The organism is Pseudoalteromonas sp. SG44-8 (genome assembly GCF_014164125.1).
GTDB lineage: Bacteria > Pseudomonadota > Gammaproteobacteria > Enterobacterales > Alteromonadaceae > Pseudoalteromonas > Pseudoalteromonas rhizosphaerae.
Genome location: NZ_JACJEQ010000022.1, coordinates 19,295 through 42,650 on the forward strand (window position 1 = coordinate 19,295; position 23,356 = coordinate 42,650).

24 protein-coding genes are annotated in these 23,356 nt (G+C 41.7%); 15 read left to right on the forward strand and 9 right to left on the reverse strand.

The genetic code is table 11. The annotated features are described in order from the left end of the window. Nucleotides 1-76 precede the first annotated feature (76 nt). Complete coding sequence (locus tag H5163_RS15490) at nt 77-988, forward strand: cation diffusion facilitator family transporter (RefSeq protein ID WP_145235244.1); 912 nt, start codon at nt 77-79, stop codon at nt 986-988. Here the strand turns inward: H5163_RS15490 and H5163_RS15495 are convergent. Genes H5163_RS15495 through H5163_RS15505 form a run of 3 tightly spaced genes read right to left on the reverse strand, consistent with a single transcriptional unit; the run spans nt 964 to nt 4,002 of the window. Further along, nucleotides 964-1,908, reverse strand: coding sequence for an alpha/beta fold hydrolase (locus H5163_RS15495; RefSeq protein ID WP_182735504.1), 945 nt, complete (start codon nt 1,906-1,908; stop codon nt 964-966). The genes H5163_RS15490 and H5163_RS15495 overlap by 25 nt on opposite strands. Nucleotides 1,909-1,919: 11 nt before the next feature. Next, nucleotides 1,920-3,335 carry an ATP-binding protein gene (locus H5163_RS15500; protein ID WP_182735491.1) on the reverse strand — a complete coding sequence of 472 codons (1,416 nt, stop codon included), beginning with the start codon at nt 3,333-3,335 and terminating at the stop codon, nt 1,920-1,922. Then, a complete protein-coding gene (locus H5163_RS15505; RefSeq protein WP_149982148.1) occupies nt 3,313-4,002 on the reverse strand; it encodes a response regulator in 690 nt (229 codons plus the stop codon). Before H5163_RS15505 ends, H5163_RS15500 begins: the two co-directional genes overlap by 23 nt. A gap of 172 nt (nt 4,003-4,174) precedes the next feature. On the opposite strand from H5163_RS15505, the gene H5163_RS15510 reads away from it, so the two are divergent. Beyond that, nucleotides 4,175-4,699 carry a Spy/CpxP family protein refolding chaperone gene (locus H5163_RS15510; protein WP_182735492.1) on the forward strand — a complete coding sequence of 175 codons (525 nt, stop codon included), beginning with the start codon at nt 4,175-4,177 and terminating at the stop codon, nt 4,697-4,699. 671 nt (nt 4,700-5,370) lie between these two features. On the opposite strand, the gene H5163_RS15520 is transcribed toward H5163_RS15510, so the two are convergent. Genes H5163_RS15520 through H5163_RS15530 form a run of 3 tightly spaced genes read right to left on the reverse strand, consistent with a single transcriptional unit; the run spans nt 5,371 to nt 7,699 of the window. Further along, entirely contained in the window at nt 5,371-6,558 is a 1,188-nt protein-coding gene (locus tag H5163_RS15520; RefSeq protein WP_182735493.1) for a VWA domain-containing protein, read from the reverse strand. A gap of 1 nt (nt 6,559) precedes the next feature. Further along, nucleotides 6,560-7,408 carry a MoxR family ATPase gene (locus tag H5163_RS15525; protein ID WP_182731547.1) on the reverse strand — a complete coding sequence of 283 codons (849 nt, stop codon included), beginning with the start codon at nt 7,406-7,408 and terminating at the stop codon, nt 6,560-6,562. Nucleotides 7,409-7,459: 51 nt separating this feature from the next. Then, nucleotides 7,460-7,699, reverse strand: coding sequence for a DUF1653 domain-containing protein (locus tag H5163_RS15530; protein ID WP_182735494.1), 240 nt, complete (start codon nt 7,697-7,699; stop codon nt 7,460-7,462). Between the two features lie 60 nt (nt 7,700-7,759). Between H5163_RS15530 and H5163_RS15535 the strand changes: the two genes are divergently transcribed. The 11 genes from H5163_RS15535 to rpoS all read left to right on the forward strand — a co-directional run bounded on the left by H5163_RS15535 (nt 7,760) and on the right by rpoS (nt 15,411). Beyond that, on the forward strand, nt 7,760-8,242 hold the full coding sequence (locus H5163_RS15535; protein WP_145235259.1) for a DUF2947 domain-containing protein: 483 nt from the start codon (nt 7,760-7,762) through the stop codon (nt 8,240-8,242). 90 nt (nt 8,243-8,332) lie between these two features. Continuing rightward, nucleotides 8,333-8,962: a hypothetical protein gene (locus H5163_RS15540; protein ID WP_182731534.1), complete on the forward strand. Its 630-nt coding sequence runs from the start codon at nt 8,333-8,335 to the stop codon at nt 8,960-8,962. A gap of 61 nt (nt 8,963-9,023) precedes the next feature. Further along, entirely contained in the window at nt 9,024-9,314 is a 291-nt protein-coding gene (gene ftsB / locus H5163_RS15545) for a cell division protein FtsB (protein ID WP_145235264.1), read from the forward strand. Beyond that, nucleotides 9,304-10,005 (forward strand): 2-C-methyl-D-erythritol 4-phosphate cytidylyltransferase, encoded by a 702-nt coding sequence (gene ispD / locus H5163_RS15550; RefSeq protein WP_182731533.1) that lies wholly within the window; start codon nt 9,304-9,306, stop codon nt 10,003-10,005. The genes ftsB and ispD overlap by 11 nt, the downstream gene beginning before the upstream one ends. Continuing rightward, nucleotides 10,002-10,484 (forward strand): 2-C-methyl-D-erythritol 2,4-cyclodiphosphate synthase, encoded by a 483-nt coding sequence (ispF, locus tag H5163_RS15555; protein WP_182735495.1) that lies wholly within the window; start codon nt 10,002-10,004, stop codon nt 10,482-10,484. The genes ispD and ispF overlap by 4 nt, the downstream gene beginning before the upstream one ends. Further along, the gene (truD, locus tag H5163_RS15560) at nt 10,481-11,530 is read left to right on the forward strand and encodes a tRNA pseudouridine(13) synthase TruD (RefSeq protein WP_182731531.1); all 1,050 of its coding nucleotides are present in this window, start codon (nt 10,481-10,483) and stop codon (nt 11,528-11,530) included. The genes ispF and truD overlap by 4 nt, the downstream gene beginning before the upstream one ends. Further along, nucleotides 11,511-12,275: a 5'/3'-nucleotidase SurE gene (gene surE / locus H5163_RS15565; RefSeq protein WP_145235272.1), complete on the forward strand. Its 765-nt coding sequence runs from the start codon at nt 11,511-11,513 to the stop codon at nt 12,273-12,275. The genes truD and surE overlap by 20 nt, the downstream gene beginning before the upstream one ends. Further along, nucleotides 12,265-12,903, forward strand: coding sequence for a protein-L-isoaspartate(D-aspartate) O-methyltransferase (locus H5163_RS15570; protein WP_145235274.1), 639 nt, complete (start codon nt 12,265-12,267; stop codon nt 12,901-12,903). The genes surE and H5163_RS15570 overlap by 11 nt, the downstream gene beginning before the upstream one ends. Nucleotides 12,904-12,912: 9 nt before the next feature. Beyond that, a complete protein-coding gene (locus tag H5163_RS15575) occupies nt 12,913-13,491 on the forward strand; it encodes a YqaA family protein (RefSeq protein WP_145235276.1) in 579 nt (192 codons plus the stop codon). Nucleotides 13,492-13,531: 40 nt separating this feature from the next. Next, complete coding sequence (locus H5163_RS15580) at nt 13,532-14,356, forward strand: peptidoglycan DD-metalloendopeptidase family protein (RefSeq protein WP_182731530.1); 825 nt, start codon at nt 13,532-13,534, stop codon at nt 14,354-14,356. A 59-nt stretch (nt 14,357-14,415) separates the two neighbouring features. Next, nucleotides 14,416-15,411 (forward strand): RNA polymerase sigma factor RpoS, encoded by a 996-nt coding sequence (gene rpoS / locus H5163_RS15585; RefSeq protein ID WP_145235280.1) that lies wholly within the window; start codon nt 14,416-14,418, stop codon nt 15,409-15,411. Nucleotides 15,412-15,511: 100 nt separating this feature from the next. Here rpoS and mutS read toward each other — a convergent pair whose 3' ends face one another. Beyond that, nucleotides 15,512-18,082, reverse strand: a complete 2,571-nt coding sequence (gene mutS, locus H5163_RS15590) for a DNA mismatch repair protein MutS (RefSeq protein ID WP_182731529.1) — start codon at nt 18,080-18,082, stop codon at nt 15,512-15,514. Nucleotides 18,083-18,103: 21 nt separating this feature from the next. Here mutS and H5163_RS15595 point away from each other — a divergent pair, with 21 nt between their 5' ends. Both H5163_RS15595 and recA read left to right on the forward strand, forming a co-directional pair. Beyond that, on the forward strand, nt 18,104-18,592 hold the full coding sequence (locus tag H5163_RS15595) for a CinA family protein (protein WP_145235284.1): 489 nt from the start codon (nt 18,104-18,106) through the stop codon (nt 18,590-18,592). Nucleotides 18,593-18,660: 68 nt separating this feature from the next. Continuing rightward, nucleotides 18,661-19,707 (forward strand): recombinase RecA, encoded by a 1,047-nt coding sequence (recA, locus tag H5163_RS15600; RefSeq protein ID WP_182735496.1) that lies wholly within the window; start codon nt 18,661-18,663, stop codon nt 19,705-19,707. Between the two features lie 97 nt (nt 19,708-19,804). Here recA and H5163_RS15605 read toward each other — a convergent pair whose 3' ends face one another. Together H5163_RS15605 and H5163_RS15610 are read right to left on the reverse strand one after the other, a co-directional pair. Next, the gene (locus H5163_RS15605; RefSeq protein ID WP_182735497.1) at nt 19,805-21,925 is read right to left on the reverse strand and encodes a TonB-dependent siderophore receptor; all 2,121 of its coding nucleotides are present in this window, start codon (nt 21,923-21,925) and stop codon (nt 19,805-19,807) included. 157 nt (nt 21,926-22,082) lie between these two features. After that, complete coding sequence (locus H5163_RS15610) at nt 22,083-23,246, reverse strand: DcaP family trimeric outer membrane transporter (RefSeq protein ID WP_145235291.1); 1,164 nt, start codon at nt 23,244-23,246, stop codon at nt 22,083-22,085. Nucleotides 23,247-23,356: the final 110 nt, after the last annotated feature.

Sequence of the window (23,356 nt, forward strand, 5' to 3'; positions counted from 1 at the left end):
TTCGAGAGTATACACGAAACAGATAAAAAAAATGATATACTCATTTTAAGTAAACACTTTAAGCATAGGCAAAAACGTGCATCAGCGCAGTTATGAGTTTTGGGTAAAAACAGCAAGTGTGGTCACTATGGTGATGGTGAGTTTAATGATTGCTGCTAAATGTTGGGCATGGCTTGCGTCTGGCTCTGCCTCTATGCTCGGATCACTCACCGATTCTTTGATGGATATTACCGCTTCAGCAATGAGTTTTATGGTGCTCTTTTATGCACTGCGCCCAGCTGATGACGATCATCGTTTTGGCCATGGTAAAGCCGAAGCCTTGGCGGGTTTAGGGCAAGCGGCATTTATTGCAGGCTCTGGTTGTTTATTGGCGTTTCATGGTATAGAGCGATTATTTAATCCTGTGGTACTAAGTCATTCAATGCTCGGGGTATGGGTTAGTCTATTTGCGATTGCTTGCACCTTAGTGGTGGTTTATGTACAAACTCAAGTCATTAAGCATACCGAGTCCATTGCAGTTAAAGCAGACTCTGTGCATTACAAAGGCGATATAATTTTAAATGCAGCAGTACTGCTGGCCATACTGCTTGCGCAAAATGACATGCTGTACGCGGATCCTATTTTTGCCATTGGTGTTGCAGGTTATTTGCTTTATAACAGTTGGGATATTGCTAGGCAAAGCGCTGACCATTTAATGGATAAAGAGCTACCTGAGGACGAAAAAGCCAGTATCATATCAATCGCTAACAGTCATAACGATGTATTTGGCGTACATGACGTACGCACGCGACAAGGTGGTAAAGTTAAGTTTATTCAAATGCATTTAGAGCTTGAAGATCAACTCCCCTTGATCCGTGCTCATTATGTAGCGGATGAAGTAGTGGCGATGATCCAACAAGAATTTAATTGTGAAATGGATATTTTGATTCATCAAGATCCAATGTCATTGAGTAATAGCCGCGCTCAAGTTAATGAATCACAAAACTGATAAAAACGGCTAAGCACAGCTTTGCGAATGGTGTCTTGTTCAAATAGTAACTCGTGCTTAGCATTCGCAAATGTTTGTAAAATAGCATTACTTTGACGGTGAACTAAGGCTAATTGGGCTTGGTTATCAACCACAGTATCATTCTCAGCACTGGCTACAAAAAGTGGAATCGATAGCTGTTGTTGCTCAAGAGTTGTCATAAAACCAAAAGCTTCATTCAACCAGCCGTAAGTCACCCCGCCTAATTGTAGCGTGCTATCCGTTTGGTAGGTTTGTCTAAATAAATCATAGCGAGTTTCGCTACTGGTTAGGTCGTTCTGTGCGAATTCATCAGGCAGGTAATCTGCTTGGCCAAACGCATAGTGTTTATTAAAACCAAACAAACAGGCAGCACGGGCGGCAAGTTTAGCCAGTGGTTTGGGAGTACCTTTAGTGAAAATATCAAACATGGGCGAAGACAAAAATACCCCACTGTAGTTATGTTCAAACCGGGTCAGGAAATCAAAGGCAATCGCGCCGCCCATTGAATGCCCTAGGATGACTTTTTTGCCTTGGTAGAGTTTACTGACAATTAGACGGTCAAACAGTGCTAAATCATCAGCATAATCACTAAATTTATTAACAAAACCTTTATGAGGATTGGCTAAAGCGCGATAAGAACGGCCTTGTCCTTGATGATCAATAATAAACACCGCATAGTTATTTTTATATAACTCCCAGATTAGCTCTTGGTATTTATCTAATCCTTCAATACGTCCAGAGCAAATAACAATAGCGGCTTTGGCATGCTCAGGTATCACATAGCCATAATATAAATCGCCATTATCGGTAGTCAGCTGCGCTTTGTGCAACTGCTGCTGAAAAAACTGCGTTATCTCAGGTTGTTGGGTAAGTAAGTTTTGCTCTGTGCTGTAAAACATAATGGCCATGATTATTTTTGTTTATCCAGAGGTAAGGCGATACGCACACATAACCCGCTTGGTTGTTTATTATGCAGCGTTAAACTGCCAGAATGGGCGACAATTGCATTTTTAGCAATCGCTAAGCCAAGTCCTGTGCCGCCGCTAGTTCTGTCTCGTGCATCAGATTGGCGGAAAAAAGGCTCACATAATTTGCCTAAATTTTGCGGTTCGACGCCCGGCCCATCATCACTGATCTCTATATAAATAGCATCACTTAAACTCAATGTTAGGGTGATTGTTTGCTCTGCATATTTTATTGCGTTGCGTAAAACATTCTCTAGCGCACTGGCAATGAGACTCTCGTCACAATAAATATCAACATTGAGTTGACCATTTATAATTAATTGCTTATTGGTCTGTTTAGCTTCAAATTGCGCATCATTCAAAACATGATCAATAATGATCTGTAAGGATTGTTGATGCAGCGATAGCGCCTGACTTTTCGCCTCTAAGCGCGATACTTGCAGCACATCAGCGATCATTTTATCGAGCTGATTTGCTTCTTTTTCAATGCGTAATAAATAGGTTTGGTTTTCTTCTGGGGTCTGCATTTGCGCAAGACCCGTAGCCATTTTAAGGCGAGTTAGGGGGGAACGCAACTCGTGAGATATATCAGCCAATAAGCGCTTTTGTGCAGAAATCAGTTGCTCTAACTGACTTGCCATACTATTAAAGTCGCGGCCAAGTACGCCCAGTTCATCTTGCCTGTTTGGATCAATTTCAGCGCGCGCGGTTAAATCGCCGTCAGAGAGCTTAATTGCAGCTTGCTTTAAGTGATTAATAGGAGCAATTAGGTTACGACTAAATATAAAACTTAAAGTTAATGAAGCTAGTAAAGCAATGATCACTTTTAGCCAAATCGGCATCAGCTTTAACCGTATAAAAAAAGGTGGTTGATGATTCTCATCAATTTCGTATAGGTAAAATTGCCCCTCAGGAAGGTTTATTTTTATCGGTCCGAATGCTTGATAATACTCGGTAAAAATAATTTGTGGCGGCATGTTTTTAGTGAAATTAAGTAAACTTAAATCAATCTCACTTGATGGTACTCTGCTACTGATAGAATGATCTGGCTGATCTGAATTTAAATATAGTAACTTTTGTTTTGCAAGCCGCGGATGAGTTAAAATTTCGGCCGCTGGTTTATTGTGTTTTTCAATTATGCGTTCAATATTTTTGGCTGTGTATTGCAGGTTTTTTTTCATTGGCCCACGCAAGTCTTCATTACTAACTTGATTAGTCGCAATGTTACTTAAAAACACCAAAGTAGTAATGGTGCCTATAATTGTTAGCCAAAACCAAGCAAAAATCTTAAAAAACAAAAAGTGCTGAGGGTTTTTTAACCAGGGGAATAGAGTTTTATTACTCTCCTTGGATAAAGACATAACCAGTCCCTCGCATGGTTTTTATTCGTTCTGCATTGTTGAACTCGGCAATTTTTTTACGAATATTACTCACATGCATATCAATTGAGCGATCAAAAGAGGCTAGGCGTCTACCGAGCACCTCTTCACTTATTTGTTCTTTACTGACCACTTCACCTGCATGTTTAACCAGTAAGGCAAGTACTTCATATTCAGTACCGGTGAGGCTTAGCGGGTGTTCATCTACATACGCTTCGCGGGCAGCTAAATTTATAACAATATTATTAACGGTTAACTTATTACTGCTGGTATTTGCTAGGCTAGTAATATGCTCAATACGACGAGTAATCGCTTTAACCCGCGCGAGTAATTCACGATGATTAAATGGTTTAGGAATGTAATCATCCGCGCCTAGTTCAAGACCAAAAATACGGTCAAAGTCTTCACCTTTGGCGGTTAGCATGATCACCGGCGTTAATTTTGTTTGCCTAAGCTGTTTTAATACTTCAAAGCCATCTAGTTTCGGTAACATAACATCGAGTAAAATTAATGCATACTCTTGCTCAAGCGCTTGTTTTAAGCCTTGTTCGCCATCATGGGCACATTCTATTTGAAAACCTTGCGCAGTTAAGTATTCCGAGAGTAACTCACATAAACCGGTATCATCATCAATCATTAATAGCTTCATTATTTGCTCACCTTAACCACGCTGGAATAACTTCATTTTACGCCTTAACGCACTTAAAAGTGAACCTTTACACAACCTTTACATTGCTTTGCGTTGCTTTGCACTTGGTTAGTTATAGTGAACATAACAACTGAACAGACACTAAGTTACAAGCAACTCAAAGGTAATGATTATGACTATTTCAAGTAAAGTTTCTAAACTAGTATTAATTTGTGGATTAGCGACAGCAACATTAGGCACTGGCGCCGTAATAGCAAAAGAGGGCATGGATCATAAACCAGGCCATTCTCAACAGCATAAACAAGCGCGCTTTTTACTCTCTGAGCGTGGCGTTAAAAAGCTTGATTTAACTGAGCAACAACAAACCCAGTTAAAAAGCATTTTTGATGCGCAAAAAGCACAGTTTAAAGCGCTACGTGGCAACGATAAACAGGCCATGAAGCAAGAGCGTGCTGCACATAAGGCACAAATGCAAGCATTGTTAGATATGCCAACCTTTGATGAAGCCGCAGCAAAAGAGTTATTAGCGCAGCGCCAAACCAAAGGCGAGCAATTTGGCTTAATTAACCTAAAAACGCAGCATCAAGTATGGCAAGTATTAAATGCTGAACAACGTGAAAAGTACCAAGAAATTAAAAAACACATGCGTAAAAAAGGTGACAAAAAACGCAGCCGTGACGAACAAACGGCAGGCTAAGTAATTACCAAAATTACTAAAACGAAAAAAGAAGCGCGGGAGAGATCCCGCGCTTTTCTTTTTCAACGACCCATGTAGCAGCGATTTTATATCGCGTTATAGTGCTTTTCTAGGGATGAGTAAGCTTAAAGAGGATTATGTTATTTAAGAAAAAATGCCACGGGCCTCGAGCAATGAGCTCCGAGTACATCCCAGCACCTAGCCCCTATTTTTACAATTACTTCTCTAAAAGCGCAGCGCCTCATAACCTCTTTGTGAATAAACTTTAATTGCACGGGGTAAACCCGCGCCTACGAAATATCACCCATCTCGTAGCAGCGATTTTATATCGCGTCATAGTGTTAATTTGATAAGTGTACGTAATTTGCGTACATTTAAGCGCATGCACAAGGCAAGCTAACCTTACTCACTTATGCTATGAATGATGCAAATAAGCCCGCCATTTCATCCGATGAAATAATCAATATTCGCGAAGCGTTTAATATGTCGCGCTGAGTATTTGCAAACTTATTACGTACCTCAGCAAGAATGTTTGAAAACTGGGAACAAGGGCGCATTGTTCCTAATGGGCAAGCAATTACTTTACTAAAACTGGTGCAGCGTTATCCAGAAACATTGAATCATATAGCTGAGTTGTAGAGTTAGTTTTCCTAGCCCCTATAATCTAGCACCTATGTTAGCTCTTTTATCGCATTACTTATGCCATCTAAACTCAGTGGGTACATGCGTTTGTTCATTAGCTGCTTGATAAAATCAATTGATTGGTAGTAACGCCAGTGTTCAACCGGTTGTGGGTTGAGCCAGGCGACTTTATCAAAGTGATTGGTAATGCGGGTCAGCCATGCGCTGCCGGGCTCTTCGTTGTAGTGTTCAACAGAGCCGCCGGGGTAGGCGATTTCATACGGGCCCATAGTGGCGTCGCCAACAAAGATCACTTTATAGTCACTGGTGAACTTGTTGATCAGCGTCATGGTGTCGATGACGTTAGAGTGGCGGCGTTGATTATCTTGCCAAACATGTTCATATAAGCAGTTATGAAAGTAGTAAAATTCTAAGTGTTTAAACTCGCTATGTGCGGCGCTAAATAATTCTTCACAGGTGTGAATGTAATCATCCATTGAGCCGCCAATATCAAACAGCATCAATACTTTTACCGCGTTGTGGCGCTCTGGTGCCATTTTTACATCCAGCATGCCGCCTTGCTTGGCGGTAGCGCGAATGGTCTCGTTTAAGTCGAGGGTGTCACTGGCGCCAGTGCGAGCAAACTTGCGCAGTTTTTTAAGGGCGAGCTTAATAGTGCGTGAGCCAATTTCACGGTCAGAATCTAGGTTACGGTATTCGCGTTTATCCCATACTTTTACCGCTTGGCGATTGTGGTTGCCGTCTTGACCAATCCTTACGCCCTCAGGGTTATAGCCATACGCGCCAAATGGCGATGTACCACCCGTGCCCACCCATTTATTGCCACCAGCGTGGCGTTTTTGTTGTTCTTCTAGGCGCTCTTTGAGGGTTTTCATTAGCTCATCAAGGCCGCCCATGGCTTTAAGCTGGGCTTTTTCTTCATCGGTTAGGTGTTTTTCAAACTCTTTGCGCAGCCAATCTTCAGGTAAGTTGTGCTGCTGTTTTAAGCTTTCGAGTAAGTCCAGATCGGCAATGCCGCTAAAGTAATCAGCAAACGCTTTATCAAACCTGTCAAAGTGGGTTTCGTCTTTAACCATAATGGTACGGGCTAAATAGTAAAAACCGTCAACATCGGCAAATACCGCGCCTTTTTTTAGCGCGTTGATCAAATCAAGCAGCTCGCGCAAACTAACAGGTAAACGGTATTCACGCAGTTTGAAGAAAAACGCAACCAACATCTTAACGGCGACTCATAAAGGCAAGTTTTTCAATTAAGCTGATATCTTGCTCATTTTTAAGTAGTGCGCCAAACATTGGCATTAAACCGCCTTTTTGAGTTTTGTCATGCAGAGTTTTTGCATCGATGTCTTCAGCCATAAGCAGTTTTAACCAATCAAGTAACTCGCTGGTGGAAGGCTTTTTCTTAATGCCGTTGACTTCACGTAGATTAAAAAATACTTCTAGCGCTTGGCGAACTAAATCTTGTTTTACGTGTGGGTGGTGAACATCGATAATTTGCTGCATTTCATCACTAGATGGAAAATCAATGTAATGGAAAAAACAACGGCGTAAAAAGGCATCGGGCAGTTCTTTTTCGTTGTTTGAGGTGATGATCACAATAGGGCGTTGTTTTGCGATTACACGCTCACCGGTTTCATAAACATGAAATTCCATTTTATCGAGTTCTAATAGTAAGTCGTTCGGGAATTCGATGTCGGCTTTGTCTATTTCATCAATTAATAATACCGGGCGTTTGTTATGTTCTTCACCATAGGTAAATGCCTGCCACAACTTGCCTTTAATAATATAGTTACCAATGTCGTTTACCCGGGCATCACCTAATTGGCTGTCGCGTAGGCGTGATACCGCATCGTATTCATATAAGCCTTGCTGCGCTTTAGTGGTCGATTTGATATGCCATTGGATAAGTGTGGTGTCTAAGCTTTTAGCCAACTCCTCAGCCAGCATGGTTTTACCTGTGCCGGGCTCGCCTTTGATCAAAAGTGGCTTTTCCAGCAAAATAGCCGCATTAACCGCTTGTTTTAACGCTGAACTTGCGATGTAGTTATCAGTAGAATTAAATTGCACGTAAATACCTATCTGGTCTGAGCAGTAAACAATATGCCTATCATGCCATAGTTAATCGGCTTCACCAAGGTAGCTAAAGCGTGGAATAATTTTGCTGTCTTTTTCAATCGTTTCGCTAAACATACTAAGCGGTCTTGCCCAAATGCCAAACTCACCATACAAGGCTTGGTAAATAACTAATTGTTCGTCTGTTTCACTGTGAGTGGCGACGTACAGAACTTTGTACTTTGGGCCTTTGTAGTGTTGGTATATGCCTGATTTGAGGGTATGTGGTTTTATTGCTGTAGTCATGTTTTGATCTCTTGTATAATTTGTCTTTGCACTTTTAATGCTAACTAATTTGCCAATACTATGAACTATATTTCGTTAGATGATTACAAAAAAGCGTGGGTTTTTCGTCATAAAGATGCGCCAGTAACAGAACAAGACCTTGCCTTAATTAAACCTATGAGCCATGAGCGTGCCGCTGTTTTATGGAGCACCATGGTGAGCCGTGAACATGACCATCCTGATTTTTTTGAAAAAACAGACTGGTGTGGTAACGAAGACAATTTCTCGCAAACTATTCACTGGGAAGCTGCATGGGAAGCCGGAGCTGAGCAACTGCCAGCTGAGATCCTTGCGCACTTAGGTTGGCAAGCTAATACCACAGTGTATTTTTGTATCGCCCGCGATAATATTATCGAAACCAGCTTTGATGTGTTTAAACGCAATTGGCAAAATTTTATGTTTTTAGCTGATGGTAGTCTGTTATTAGGTAAGAAACGTGATGAAGTAGTGCAGTTTTTAGAAACTGGCGATGCTAAATTAGGTATAAAGTCACAAGTTAAGTAACCTGAGCTTTGCTTTTGTAAAGAGCAGAGCTTAAAAAACAGTCAATACTGTGCTATAAAACAAGCAACTAGATGTTTTAGAGTATGATCGTTGGCTGCAAGCGACCCCTTTCAACAAGTCGATATTTGGCAATCAGATACACAACGTGTGCTATATGCACAGTTGTGCAATGCTTTTTATGCGCGGGAAATAGGTCAATTAGTTGTTGAAGTTAATGAACAGCGTTTACGCAAGCGATTAAAAAGTCTTCCTTATTATATAGAACGCGCAGCAACGGCCGTGGTAAATGGTCAAGTTCCTTTTCAGTTAGATCCGCACAATGGCTGTTGGCTTGATAAGCAAAAAGCTCAGCCTCCCAACGCAAAAAATAATGATGATTTTTATCAAACACATAAAAATGTAGGTTTAATTGTTCCGCTTTTACTCAATAGCGCAAATCAAACCCGTGTTGCAATAGACAGCATCGACCAAGTAAGCGACAATAAACTTCATTGTAATGAGCATGGTTGGTTTGACTGCCAAGGTCAGCCGCTTGAAGGGCAGTCGGTGGTGTTATTAAAGCCCACAAAGGCAACAATGGCCGCTGCTTGTTGTGGCCATCAGTGGTCTTTTGATAAACGTACGACACCGCGAACGTTATCACTGAGAGAAATGCTGCTAGCAGGCAATATCAATTGGCGTAATTTAAAACGTCCCCATGTTCGAGTTAAAAAAATATAATACCAGTAGCCTTAATCGCATTATAAATTTGTACTGGTAGAGTAAAATCAAGGAGTGTTTAATGCGACTGTTTCAATTCACGCTGCTGTGCTTAGCGTTATTTGTACAATATCGATTATGGTTTGGCCACAACGGTGTACAAGATTATAGTCGTTTAAAAGCTGCTGTTACTTCACATCACGATACTAATGCTCAATTGATCAAACGTAATAAAGTGCTTAAAGCCGATATTGAAGATTTAAAGCTTGGTCAAGAAGGTGTGGAAGAGCGCGCTCGAAATGAATTAGGGATGATCAAACCCGGCGAAACATTTATTCGTGTTTTACCTGGGCAGCAACAAAATGACAACTAATTATACCCTTGCAGCCATAGTCCCAGCCGCTGGCGTGGGAAGCCGTATGCAACATAGCGCACCGAAGCAATACATTCGCTTGGCTGGTAAAACAATTCTTGAACATACACTTGCTAAACTAGCGCAACTCAAACAATTAACGACTATTGTGGTGGCCGTCAGCGATGATGATCCTTATTTTGCTACACTGGAGTTTATTGATCAGCGCATTGTCCGTGCAAGTGGCGGCAAAGAGCGAGCCGACTCGGTACTTAATGGCTTATTAGCGCTTGCAGATAACCCGCCTGATTGGGTGTTAGTGCATGATGCGGCAAGGCCGCTGGTTACCTTGGCTGATATTGAGCGCTTACTTAGTGAGTGTATTAACGCTGACGAGGGCGGTATATTAGCAAGCAAAGTGAAAGATACCATTAAGCGCGGTGCAACTCATAGCCAACAAACAGTGCCACGGGATGACTTATGGCAGGCGTTGACCCCGCAATTATTTAAGTACCACGATTTAATGCAGGCATTGCAAACTGCGCTTGCTCAGCAGGTTACGATCACCGACGAAGCATCGGCAATAGAATGGGCGAATAAGCCCGTAAAGCTAGTGGCTGGGCGTAGCGATAATATTAAAATAACCACTCCAGAAGATTTAGATTTAGCCAACTTTTTACTCCAAAAACAACATAGTGAGAATGCATCATGATTCGTATAGGCCATGGCTTCGATGTCCATAAATTTGGTGGCGAAGGCCCGTTAACTATTTGTGGTGAAAAGATTGCTTACCCACAAGGCTTTTTAGCGCACTCTGATGGTGATGTTGCGATCCATGCACTATGCGATGCTATTTTAGGCTCATTAGCAATGGGCGATATTGGCAAGCACTTTCCTGATACCGCCAGTGAATATGAGAATATAGATAGCCGTATTTTATTACGCCATGTTGTTGATTTAGCTAAGCAGCAAGGCTATGTACTGGGTAATGCGGATGTAACGATAGTAGCGCAAGCGCCAAAAATGCTGCCGCATATTCAAGCCATGCGTAAAAATTTAGCCGCCGATTTAAACGCTGAACTGGGCCAGGTAAATGTCAAAGCAACAACCACTGAAAAGCTCGGTTTTGAAGGGCGAAAAGAAGGTATTTCAAGTCATGCAGTGGTTATCATGAGCAAGCAATCACTATGAGCGAGTTAAATTATTTATACGGTGCACCATTATCTAAAGCAGATTTTAAAACCACTGCTGAAGATTTTATGGTTGATGAGGATTTAGGCATAGAGTTTACAGGCAGTGGTGAACACGTCTGTTTACAGGTCGTTAAAAAAGGCGAAAATACCCAATACGTTGCTAAATTACTTGCCCAAAAAGCGGGGATTTCGCCACGTGATGTCAGCTTCGCTGGTATGAAAGATCGCCACGGAGTATGTAGTCAGTGGTTTAGTGTGCCAGTACCCATTAAAAAAGACATTGATTTTACTGAGCTAAACAGTGAATCACTGTTTATCATTGCTCAGCAACGGCATAATCGTAAGCTGCGGACTGGCTGCCACAAAGGTAATAAATTCAGCATTATTCTACGTAATGTAACTCAGCCGTTAGACATTCTTTGTCGTATCAACGCGGTACGCGCCGGGGTGCCTAACTATTTTGGCGAACAACGCTTTGGTCACGATGGTCATAATTTAGTGATGGCTAAAAAGATGTTTGCCGGTGAGCGCATTCGTGACAAAAAACTACGTGGTTTAATTATCTCTGCTGCACGTTCTTATGTGTTTAATCAAATAGTGAATTTGCGTGTTGCTGAGCACGGCTTAGCTAAAACCATGCACCGTGAAGTGTTTATGCTCAGTGGTAGCAATGCATTTTTTGAAGATGCCATTAGCGATGAAAATATCGCTCGTCTTGCCTCTGGCGATATTATGATGTCTGCGCCATTGGTCGGCACTAGCGAAAAAGGCCTCACCGAACAAGAAAAAATATGGCTAGAGCCGTATCAAGATTGGTGTGAAGGGCTTGGTAAGTTAGGGCTGAAAAATGAGCGCAGAATGTTGCGTTTGATCCCACAAGATTTAACCGTTGAAACGATTGATGAAACTACCATTAAATTGAGCTTTGGTTTACCCAAAGGCACCTTTGCCACGGCATTGTTACGTGAGCTGGTGGATTACACAGATGCAAGCCCACGAGTACATAAAGAACAGGACGCTGAAAATGAAAATTCTTCTAAGTAACGATGATGGTGTTAATGCAAAAGGTATTGCAGTGTTGTATCAGGCATTGACGCAAATTGCAGACGTAACGTTAGTTGCACCTGATCGCAATTGCAGTGGCGCAAGTAACTCACTGACGCTACTTAATCCACTGCGTGCTACCACGCTAGATAACGGGTTTATTTCGGTCAATGGTACGCCCACTGATTGTGTACATTTGGGCGTGAATGAATTACTTAATGAAAAGCCCGATCTAGTCGTTGCCGGTATTAACCACGGTGCAAATTTAGGTGACGATACTTTGTACTCAGGGACTGTTGCAGCAGCAACCGAAGGACGTCATTTAGGCTTGCCCGCAGTGGCGGTGTCTTTGTGCTCAAAAGAAGGCAATCATTTTGAAACGGCAGCAGCGGTGACTGTCAGCATAATTAAAGAGCTGGCGTCACATCCATTGCCAAAAGATCAAATCATCAATATTAATGTGCCAGATATTCCGTTATCTGAGCTAAAAGGCGTGCAAGTAACGCGTTTAGGTGCGCGTCATAAAGCAGAAACCATGACTAAACAACAAGATCCATGGGGACGAGACATTTATTGGTATGGGGTTTTAGGTGCCGAAAGTGATGCCGGAGAAGGTACAGACTTTTATGCTATCAATAATGGCTATGCATCGGTTACGCCACTAAGTGTTGATATGACAGCGAAAGATAGCTTGGCTGCAGTTGGTGAGTGGCTTAAAACGATGGAGATCAACGGTGCTGGCTAATTATACTCGAAGTGCCCGTGCGCTCGCTGACCTATTACAGCGTGAAGGTGTTGAAGATAAATTGGTACTCAGCGCTATTGCTGATATTCCACGTCATGTATTTGTTGATGATGTACTTAAGCATAAAGCGTATCAAAATACGGCGTTGCCAATAGGTCAAGGACAAACAATTTCACAGCCATATATTGTTGCCCGTATGACCGAGTTACTGCGTTTGGCTGGCGTGCGCGATAAAGTACTTGAGATAGGCACGGGTTCAGGCTATCAAACAGCGGTACTGGCGAAAACCTTTTCAAAAGTATTTTCGGTAGAGCGAATTAAAGCGTTACAATGGCAGGCTAAGCGCCGTTTACATAACCTAGACTTATACAACGTTTCCATGAAACATGGCGATGGTTGGCAAGGCTGGCAGTCACAAGCGCCGTTTGATGGCATCATTGTAACCGCCGCTGCATCGCAAGTCCCGCAGGCATTACTTGATCAACTCAGTGATGGTGGGGTGATGATTGCGCCAATCGGTAATGAAGATCAACAACTGGTTATGGTTGTGCGCGAAGGCGAAAAATTTACTCAACATGTTATTGCGCCAGTTAGATTTGTACCTTTAGTCCCTGGCGACATTGAATAGGAAGTCACTTTGAAATTGTTTACTAAGTTATACGATATGGCATTAGTGTGGGCAAAACATCGCCACGCAGAGCGTTATTTAGCTGGGATGAGTTTTGCTGAATCGGTTATTTTTCCTATTCCACCCGATGTAATGCTTGCGCCGATGTCGCTTGCACAACCGAGCAAAGCATGGCGCTATGCTACTTTTGCTACAGTTGCTTCGGTGCTTGGCGGTATTTTAGGTTATTTGCTCGGGTTTTGGTTGTTTGAACCTGTAGTAGAGCCATTAATAGCGCAAATGGGTTGGCAAGAAAAGTTTAATACCGCTTTAAGCTGGTTTAAAGATTATGGCGTATGGGTGGTGTTTTTAGCCGGTTTTTCGCCAATACCCTATAAAGTATTTACTATTGGTGCTGGGCTTTTGCACATGGCGTTTTTACCTTTTTTATTAGCCTCTGCTGTCGGGCGTGGTGCGCGGTTCTTTTTAGTTTCAGCGCTAATGAAGTGGGGCGGAGTAAAAATGGAGCAAAAATTACGTCAATATGTTGAGGTACTTGGCTGGGGGGTAGTGATTTTAGTGGTGGTTGCATACTTTTTATTACGTTAAGCATCTAAATAACTACTTTTAGCACAAGGAGCAAAACACCATGAATAAACAGTACGTCTTCTATGTTACTTTATTTACAAGTGTTTTGCTCAGTGCCTGCTCATCTCGACATGCCCCTGCTCCGGTCAGTAGTTTAAATACCAGTGTTAAACCTTATACTAGTAAAGTAAATATTAATGGTGACCGCTACACGGTTAAAAAAGGTGATACGTTATATTCGATAGCCTTTAGCGCCCAGCAAGATTTCCGCACGTTGGCAAAAAATAATGGCATACCAGCCCCTTACATAATCCAACCGGGGCAAACAATTTCTTTTAATAATGTACCTGAAAAAATAAAAAGGCATAAAAAATATACGAAACCGAGTAAAAAGTCTACAAGTGACATACAAAAAAATAACAAAAAATTAAAGAAAGAGCTTGATCAGCCAAAACAACGAGAGTATGTTCAAAAACAAGCCAATAGGAAAATTAGTAAAAATAACAGTTTGTCCTCGACCCAAGTTAAGTGGTCGTGGCCAGCTAAAGGAACAGTAACTCAGCGTTTTTCAACCAAGGAAAGCGGTTATAAAGGGTTACAAATTACTAATAAAAAAGGTGTCGCTGTTTTTGCCGCAGCACAAGGGACTGTAGTTTATGCGGGTAATGCACTTAGAGGATACGGTAATTTAATTATTTTGAAACATAATGATGATTATCTTAGTGCCTATGCACATAACTCTAAGTTGCTAGTTAAAGAAAAACAGGATGTGAAAGCTGGGCAAAAAATAGCCGAGATTGGCAGTTCAGACTCTGAAGTGACGGCATTGCGTTTTGAAATCCGTTACCGAGGACAAGCTGTTAATCCTGAGAAGTATTTGCCTTAGCTATCGGTCGGGTATTGATCATAGTGATTAAGATCACTTGTTTGCTTGAGGGTACGCTCATGGGTAACACAGCAAAAATAGAAAAAACGAAAGATGCGATTGATGATAAATTTGATGATATAGCTGTCGCTGATACAGACTCTGAATTATTAGATGACGTCGATAAAGATGATGACAAAGAAGATGAAATATTTGCCAAAGAGGAAATCACTAAGAATTTAGATGCGACTCAGCTGTATTTAGGTGAAATTGGTTTTTCGCCATTATTAAGTGCTGAAGAAGAAGTCTTTTTTGCCCGCAAAGCATTAAAAGGCTGTAGCGCTTCTCGTAAGCGAATGATTGAAAGTAATTTACGTTTAGTTGTTAAAATCGCCCGCCGTTATAACAATCGTGGCCTTGCGTTACTTGATTTAATTGAAGAAGGTAATCTTGGTTTGATCCGCGCCGTTGAAAAATTTGATCCTGAACGTGGTTTTAGATTTTCGACCTATGCGACTTGGTGGATCCGTCAAACAATTGAACGCGCCATCATGAATCAAACCCGCACAATTCGCTTACCAATCCATGTAGTGAAAGAACTTAACGTTTATTTACGCACCGCACGTGAACTAACGCAAAAGCTGGACCATGAGCCCACTGCCGAAGAAATTGCAGCGTGTTTAGACCGACCAGTTGAAGACGTAACTAAAATGCTGCGTTTAAACGAGAAAATCACCTCTGTAGATACACCTATTGGTGGTGAAAACGATAAAGCATTGTTAGATATTATTGCCGATGAAAAAGGCTTTGGCCCGGAAGGCGAAGTACAAAATAATGATATCAATAAGCACATTGTAGACTGGTTAGGTGAGCTTAATCCTAAGCAACGTGAAGTGCTTGCACGTCGTTTTGGTTTGTTAGGTTATGAGCCATCAACACTTGAAGATGTGGGTCGTGAAATCGGTTTAACGCGTGAACGAGTAAGACAAATTCAAGTAGAAGCACTGCGCCGCTTAAAAGATATTTTGCAGCATGAAGGATTAAGCACTGATAGCTTGTTTGATCAGTTTTCATAATATTGATACAGCAATAGACGCAGCAACACAAACACACACAGAAAATAATTATTAAAAGCTGAGGAGCTAACTCTTCAGCTTTTTTTGTGCTTAAAGCATGCTACAGCAGCGATTTAAGCTTATATAGTAAATCTTGAGCTTGGCGTGGGCTTAAGTTATCTAGGTCAACCTCAGCGAGTTGTGCTTCTACCTGTGATGGTTCAGCTGCAAACAATGATGGCTGTACTGCATTGATATCAGCAGTGACTGGCTGATGATTCTCCAGCATTTTAAGCTTTTGTTTTGCCTGCTTTATAACTGCTTTTGGCACCCCAGCTAAGGCTGCTACTTGCAAGCCAAAACTTTTACTTGCGGCACCATCAAGTACGGTATGCATAAAGGCGATTGTGTCGTTGTGCTCTATCGCATCTAAGTGAACATTCACCAGTCCCGCTTGTTGCTCGGCCAGTTCGGTAAGTTCAAAATAATGGGTTGCGAATAAAGTTTTAGCGGATATTTTTGATGCTAAATGATCCGCTGTTGCATAAGCTAATGATAGACCATCGTAGGTACTCGTCCCTCGGCCAATTTCATCCATTAACACCAGTGACTGCGCGGTAGCATTGTTTAAAATGGTGGCTGTTTCGGTCATTTCGACCATGAAGGTTGAGCGACCTGATGCTAAGTCATCACTGGCGCCAATACGTGTAAATATACGGTCGATATTACCAATCTTAGCGCTGTCTGCTGGCACAAAGCTACCAATGTGTGCCATTAACACAATCAGTGCAGTTTGGCGCATATAGGTTGATTTACCGCCCATATTTGGTCCCGTAATGATCAGCATTTTACGCTGAGCATTAAGCTCTACAGGATTGGCAATGAAAGGGTCTTTCATTACTTGTTCAACAACTGGGTGGCGACCTTGCTTAATACTAATGTCATCGTTATCGCACAGTAGCGGTTTTGCATAGTTCAATGCAATTGCACGCTCGGCAAGGTTATTTAGCACATCTAAATCTGCCAGTGCTGCCGCCATTATTTGTAGCTGTTCAATGTGCGGGGCAATAAATTCAAACAGTTGTTCGTAAAGTTGCTTTTCAAGCGCCAGAGCTTTTGATTGGCTACCTAACACTTTATCTTCATGCTCTTTAAGCTCTGGAATTATATAACGTTCGTTATTTTTAAGCGTTTGGCGACGAATATAATCAGCAGGCACTAAATGTGCGTTGGCACGACTTACTTCAATAAAAAAGCCATGCACACGGTTATAACCGATTTTAAGGGTGCTAATACCGGTGCGTTCACGCTCGCGCTGTTCGAGTTGCTCAAGAATGTCGGTAGCGCCTTGGCTGAGTGAACGCCATTCATCGAGTTCACTGTTGTAACCCGGTGCAATTACGCCACCATCACGAATAAGTACCGGTGGGTTTTCAATCACTGCTTGCTCAAGTAATTGCTGTAAATCAGGTAATTCAGGAGATTGCGCGATGATCTGACTAATGCGAGGATCGCTGGCATCGGTTAATAGCTCGTGCAGTGGAGCTAGGGCTTGTAGTGCGCTACGCAGACGGGTTAAATCGCGCGGACGAGCGGTCCACAATGCTAAACGAGCAATAACACGCTCAATATCACCTATTTGTTTTAACGACTCATGTAGCTCACCACACAGCTGTACATCTATAATGGCACTAATCGCATTAAGGCGAGCGTTAAGCTCAGGTTTAGAACGTATTGGTGTATGAATACGACGCTTTAATAGCCGTGAGCCCATCGCTGTTGCTGTTTTATCAAGTACTTGTGCTAAGGTGTTTTCAAAGCCACCAGAGAGGTTAACGGTCAACTCTAAATTTTTACGAGTGGCAGCATCTAAGATTACTGCATGTTCGTTATGTTCTAATGTGATGGCGCGAATATGGGGTAGAGCAATACGTTGCGTGTCTTTCACATATTGCATAAGGCAACCGGCGGCAACTAATGCAGCAGTTGCTTTATCAACTCCAAAACCGACTAAATCTTTGGTGCCAAACTGCTCGCATAACAAATGTTGTGCAGTGTCTAAGTCAAACTCCCATTCAGGACGACGGCGAATACCTTTGATATGCTCAATCAAATGAAAGTTGGCAAAGTCTTCGCTATAGAGTAACTCTGCTGGTGCTAAGCGTTGTAAAGTTGAACTAAATGCTTCTTCAGTATTTACTTCAACAATATTAAAACGGCCTGAGTTAATATCTAAGTAAGCAATGCCATACACGCCTTTTTTACTTTGCCAAACGCTGGTCAGTAAATTATCTTGGCGCTCTTGTAATAGTGCTTCATCAGAAATGGTGCCAGGGGTAACAATGCGTACAACTTTGCGCTCAACAGGTCCTTTGCTGGTTGCAGGGTCGCCTATTTGCTCACAAATAGCGACGGATTCACCCATTTGTACCAAACGAGCTAAATAGTTCTCTACCGCATGATAAGGGACGCCTGCCATAGGAATAGGATCGCCGCCGGCTTTACCACGGTGAGTTTGTGAAATATCAAGCAGTTGTGCTGCACGTTTTGCATCATCAAAAAATAGCTCGTAAAAATCGCCCATGCGATAAAACAGTAAAATATCACGATGCTCAGATTTTATTTTTAGATACTGCTGCATCATCGGAGTTTGTTGACTTATATTGTGCGGTGCATAAAGATCGAACGACATGTATTTACCCAAAGGCTGAATATGGAATTACATCAAGAGATTAAAACACTTGCTGCGCAGTTAGGCGCTATTTTAACGGATAAACGCTTATGGATCACTAGTGCTGAATCATGTACTGGTGGTGGAGTGAGTTATGCGTTAACAGATACCCCTGGCAGCTCGGCTTATATTGACCGTGCATTTGTAACATACAGTAATCAAGCTAAGCAGGATTTACTAGGGGTTACAGAGCAAACCTTAACTTTATACGGCGCAGTGAGTGAGCAAACTGTTTTGCAAATGGCCGCGGGTGCGTGTAAGGCCGCAGGGGCAGATATTTCGGTTGCAGTATCGGGTATTGCAGGTCCAGGTGGTGGCAGTACAGAAAAACCAGTAGGTTTAGTATGGTTTTGTATTCAAATTGGCGAGAAACAGTATCCGAGCCAACAGATATTCGCAGGCGATAGAGCGCAAGTTAGGTTGCAAGCTATTGTTTACTCATTAAAAACCATTATAGAAAAGATAAATTAATAAAATTAGCTTGATACTGTGATTTCATACAGTATACTTGTCTGCATTAGCCGGATTTGGAGAGTAAAATGAACGATAACAAACAAAAAGCGTTGGACGCTGCTTTATCTCAAATTGAACGTCAATTTGGTAAAGGCTCAATAATGAAATTGGGTGACAATAAAGCGTTAGATATTGATGCTATATCAACAGGCTCTCTGGGCATTGATATCGCATTAGGCATAGGTGGTTTACCTATGGGGCGTATTGTTGAGATTTATGGCCCTGAATCATCAGGTAAAACAACGCTAACATTACAAGTTATTGCTGAAGCACAAAAAGAAGGTAAAACCTGTGCTTTCGTTGATGCTGAGCATGCACTTGATCCAATTTATGCCCAAAAATTGGGTGTAAATATTGATGAGTTATTAGTTTCACAACCTGATACAGGTGAACAAGCACTTGAAATTTGTGACATGTTAGTACGCTCAAGCGCTGTTGATGTGGTTGTTGTCGATTCGGTTGCGGCATTAACACCGAAAGCTGAAATTGAAGGCGACATGGGTGATTCACACATGGGCCTACAAGCACGTTTAATGTCACAAGCATTACGTAAGCTAACTGGTAATATCAAACGTTCAAACACTTTATGTATTTTCATTAACCAAATCCGTATGAAAATTGGTGTTATGTTTGGTAACCCAGAAACCACTACTGGTGGTAACGCACTTAAATTCTACGCGTCAGTACGTTTAGATATTCGTCGTATCGGTTCTGTTAAAGAGGGCGACGAAGTGGTGGGTAACGAAACCCGCGTTAAAGTGGTGAAAAACAAAGTTGCTCCTCCGTTTAAGCAAGCTGAATTTATCATCATGTATGGTGAAGGCATCTCTAAGCATGGCGAGTTAATTGACTTAGGTGTTAAGCATAAGCTGGTTGAAAAAGCAGGTGCTTGGTATAGCTACAATGGTAGTAAAGTTGGTCAAGGTAAATCAAACTCAATTAAGTTCTTGAAAGAGAACCCTGATATTTCTAACGAGATTGAAGGTAAGTTACGTGATATGTTGCTATTAAAAGCAACAATTAAGCCTGACGATGTTGAAGATACAGTGTTAGCAGATGATGCTGAGCTTTAAAAGTATTTAATAAGCGCGATTTGACCCGCACTTAACATTAAAAAAGCCGCTAAATAATATTTAGCGGCTTTTTTGTATTTGTATTTTTGTTAGCGAGTTATAACTGCCAATTCACTGAGACAGTGAAGTTACGTGGTGCACCATAGTAGCCTTGCTCCCAATACAGGCTGTGGATGTATTTTTCATTGGTTACATTATTAATATTGAACGACAAACCGACATTATCCGTAATATCGTAAGTAGTCATAAGGTTTAAGATACCGAATGCATCTTGTTTGGTAACTGGAGTAACACCCAGTGCTGTAATTGGCTGAATGCGTTTAGTGTCATCTTGCCAGCGGTAATTTAAGCCAAATGTTAGCCCTTCAATCTCAGTCACTTTATGAGTGATGGCAAGTTTATACTGGTTTTTAGGGGTGTAATTCTTAACAAGCTCATCACCATCAATATTGATGGTGCTATAACTAAAACTAGTACTGAGGGTTTCAGTAATTTTACCGCTAAGCTCCACTTCAAAACCATCACTGTTAATACCATCAGCACCATAGTAACGGGTGTCATCAGGTTTTGAGCCTGGAATTGCAACCGCAAGGCCAACTTGCTTAGCATCAAAATAAGCAAGGGTAACAAACAGGTTACTGTCTAATAACTGTGCTTTTACCCCTATTTCACTGCTTTTACCTGTGATTGGATCGAGGTAATCACCATTGATCTCACGCTCAGTTTGCGGCACAAATGTTTCTGTGTAGCTGGCATACGCTGCTAGATCGTCGTTAATATCGTACACAGTGCCAAAATAAGGAATGGTTTTATCCGCTTTTTTATCTTTGGCAACACCATACGACATACCTTTAGATTGCCAGTTAACTTGGCTAACACCGGCTAAAAAGCTGAGTGAGTCGGTAGCACGAATACGCGTAGAAATATAAGCAGAACGTTGTCTGTTAGTAACATCACCACCGGTCAAACCATCCGTAAGCGTTGCCACTGGCGCTGCGCCATCCCAGCCACCAAGCTCTGGCATTGGAGGATAACCATTGCCTGTCGTGTTGTCATAAAGTGACTTATCATAATTATCCATATCAGCCTGGTTTACACCAAATGATAAATCATGCGCCATGCCGAATAAATCGAACTTACCCGCAACGTATAAATCAAAAATGTCGTGCTTGTCTTTATGGTCATACTCACTTGCATAACCCGTTAAGCCAAGGCCGGTTTCACGATCGGGAGTACCAAAAACGTAAAATAGCTCAGAATCTTGCTCATTTACTAAATGCGCGTAATTTGCTTTTAAAAACCAAGTATTAGTAATGTTTTGTTCAACTGAGACGAAAAGTTGCTCAGTAGAGTTATTCCAATATGACCAATCTGACGCTGTACTTGTCGATACATCAAAATTTGTTGCACTACCATCGCTATAATAAAGCGGTAATGCTCCCCAAAGCGGGCTGTCGGCATCTTTTTGTTGATTGACATAGTTTACCGATAAAGTCGTACTGTTGGTAAGCTGGCCTTCATAGGCAAGGTAATAAATGGTTTTGTCTTGTTCGTAGCGATCTAGGTATGAATCTGTTTTTTGTTTTGTAAACGCAACACGTACGGCCTGATTTTCAGTTAACGCCGTTGAGGCGTCGAGTTCCAAGCGTTTGTTACTCCATGAACCAAACGATGCAGAAGCGCTTACTTTTGTTTGATAAGTTGGCTTTTTAAGTACCATGTTAACGGTAGCTGACGGGTTACCTGCACCAGTCATCAAACCATTTGCGCCGCGAACAATTTCTACGCTTTCAAAAATAGAGGTATCAAGTGTACCTTGAATCGAGCCGTTATCTTGCGGGGTACCCATGCCATTTACTTGGAAGTTAGTAATTTCAAAACCACGGGCTTTAAAATATGTGCGATCTGTTTCTATTTGTTCAACAGTTACGCCTGGCGTGCTTTCTAGTACGGCATTAATATCATCGAGAGAGAAGTCGTCCATTAAGGCGCGCGATATAACAGAGATCGACTGCGGTGTTTCTTTAATTGTTAAGCCCAATTTGGTTGCTGACTGCGCATCTTCCGTAATGTAATTTTTATGGTGTTGTCCATACACAGCTATTTTTTCAAGGGATTCATGATTGTTATTTTCTTCGGTTGCGTGAACAACACCACTTATAGCTAGCGAAGTAAAAGCTGCTAATTTAGATAAACGTAAAAACTGCGGGGCAGACATGTGACATCCCATAAATTAAAAAGAAGTACGCAATTTAATCTAAATGCCAACGATTTGCAATTGCATTGTTGTGTTTTATTCGATAAAGAGTTTGATTTTGGAGTAATAAAAAAGCGGCCAAAGCCGCTTAAGGAAGTAATATAATTTTAGTTTTAGCTTAGAACGCGTATTTAACTGAGAACTGCAGGCGATCTAAATCACCATCAACGCCACTTTCTGTTTCGCGTTCTGCATGCTTTAACTCAGCACCAAACGTTAAACGTTTAACTGGTGAGTATAAAATATTAGCGCTATAGCTTTGGCTAGATTCAGTTGGGTCACCGGTAATCGTAAGCAAATCAGTGTTATTGTCTGCTGAGAAGAACGAGTAAAGGAATGTTGAGCGCCATTGGTTATTCCAATTGTGCTGGTAAGCAATAAACCCTGATGTAGAGTCAATTGCATCTAGCTCATCACCATTAAGCACTGCACCATGCGCAACATTTAAGCCAACGTAACGACCTAAGCCTTTACCTTGGGTAAGCATAAATTTAACGTTGTCTTGGCCAACTTTAAACATACCTGATGCACTAATGCCAATTGATGTTTCATCAGCGTCAAGGCCGCCCACTTTATAAGTAAGTTGACGAGCAAGCGCTGCAACCACTAAGTTACCCCAATCAGCAGTATGTGTGTAACGTGCTGTGAAATCCGGTAATGATGCATCATCGGTTACAGCCATACCATTTGAAGTTGTAATTGTACTTTCAGGGTTTTCTAGCGAGAAAGACCATGCGCCAGTTGTGTATTTAACTTGTGCTTGGCGAACAAATACCGTGCCTTCAGCTGGACCTACAAAATCAAGAGTTTCAGGCAGTGCACCAACATTTTGGAAGTTTGACCATGTTTGACCAAACAACCAGCCGTCGTAAGAAATAAATGCGTGGCGAATACGTGGCGCATATGAGTTAGAAACGCGTTCATTACCGCCAGCAGCAGATGCTAAAAAGTCTATTTCGATTTTACTACTTATGGTTTTGCCGTTGTCTAGGAGTGTTGATGTGCCAAAATTAAAACGAGACTGACGTGCGTGCATATCAAATACAGCATCAGAGTTGTTGTCGGCACCGACTGTTAATGTACTTGGTACATAAAAGTCACGCCCTACATTTGTTCCTGCAGGCGCGCCAGCTGAATAATCACTCCACATTGCATCGAGTTTTATATAACCACCATAAGTAACATCAGTGCCACCAATCGTTGCGGCTTGTGCTGTAGCTGAGAGCGCGCACAATACGGCAGTGGCAGTAAGTGTTTTTAATACTGTTGATTTTGTTGTCATAGTCAAAGTCCTATTCGGGGCTGCTTGTTGCATCATGATACTTGTGTTGTGATACCACTTTTGATTAAGTATGCTTTTTACTCAATTACCTATTGGTCTATTAGACTAAG

What these genes read in the sequence shown, in the direction of transcription:
- H5163_RS15495 (WP_182735504.1), bottom strand. Translation starts at nt 1,908, where the DNA reads ATGTTTTACAGCACAGAGCAAAACTTACTTACCCAACAACCTGAGATA.
- H5163_RS15500 (WP_182735491.1), bottom strand. Translation starts at nt 3,335, where the DNA reads ATGTCTTTATCCAAGGAGAGTAATAAAACTCTATTCCCCTGGTTAAAA.
- H5163_RS15505 (WP_149982148.1), bottom strand. Translation starts at nt 4,002, where the DNA reads ATGAAGCTATTAATGATTGATGATGATACCGGTTTATGTGAGTTACTC.
- H5163_RS15510 (WP_182735492.1), top strand. Translation starts at nt 4,175, where the DNA reads ATGACTATTTCAAGTAAAGTTTCTAAACTAGTATTAATTTGTGGATTA.
- H5163_RS15520 (WP_182735493.1), bottom strand. Translation starts at nt 6,558, where the DNA reads ATGTTGGTTGCGTTTTTCTTCAAACTGCGTGAATACCGTTTACCTGTT.
- H5163_RS15530 (WP_182735494.1), bottom strand. Translation starts at nt 7,699, where the DNA reads ATGACTACAGCAATAAAACCACATACCCTCAAATCAGGCATATACCAA.
- H5163_RS15535 (WP_145235259.1), top strand. Translation starts at nt 7,760, where the DNA reads ATGAACTATATTTCGTTAGATGATTACAAAAAAGCGTGGGTTTTTCGT.
- ftsB (WP_145235264.1), top strand. Translation starts at nt 9,024, where the DNA reads ATGCGACTGTTTCAATTCACGCTGCTGTGCTTAGCGTTATTTGTACAA.
- ispD (WP_182731533.1), top strand. Translation starts at nt 9,304, where the DNA reads ATGACAACTAATTATACCCTTGCAGCCATAGTCCCAGCCGCTGGCGTG.
- ispF (WP_182735495.1), top strand. Translation starts at nt 10,002, where the DNA reads ATGATTCGTATAGGCCATGGCTTCGATGTCCATAAATTTGGTGGCGAA.
- truD (WP_182731531.1), top strand. Translation starts at nt 10,481, where the DNA reads ATGAGCGAGTTAAATTATTTATACGGTGCACCATTATCTAAAGCAGAT.
- surE (WP_145235272.1), top strand. Translation starts at nt 11,511, where the DNA reads ATGAAAATTCTTCTAAGTAACGATGATGGTGTTAATGCAAAAGGTATT.
- H5163_RS15580 (WP_182731530.1), top strand. Translation starts at nt 13,532, where the DNA reads ATGAATAAACAGTACGTCTTCTATGTTACTTTATTTACAAGTGTTTTG.
- rpoS (WP_145235280.1), top strand. Translation starts at nt 14,416, where the DNA reads ATGGGTAACACAGCAAAAATAGAAAAAACGAAAGATGCGATTGATGAT.
- mutS (WP_182731529.1), bottom strand. Translation starts at nt 18,082, where the DNA reads ATGTCGTTCGATCTTTATGCACCGCACAATATAAGTCAACAAACTCCG.
- H5163_RS15595 (WP_145235284.1), top strand. Translation starts at nt 18,104, where the DNA reads ATGGAATTACATCAAGAGATTAAAACACTTGCTGCGCAGTTAGGCGCT.
- recA (WP_182735496.1), top strand. Translation starts at nt 18,661, where the DNA reads ATGAACGATAACAAACAAAAAGCGTTGGACGCTGCTTTATCTCAAATT.
- H5163_RS15605 (WP_182735497.1), bottom strand. Translation starts at nt 21,925, where the DNA reads ATGTCTGCCCCGCAGTTTTTACGTTTATCTAAATTAGCAGCTTTTACT.
- H5163_RS15610 (WP_145235291.1), bottom strand. Translation starts at nt 23,246, where the DNA reads ATGACAACAAAATCAACAGTATTAAAAACACTTACTGCCACTGCCGTA.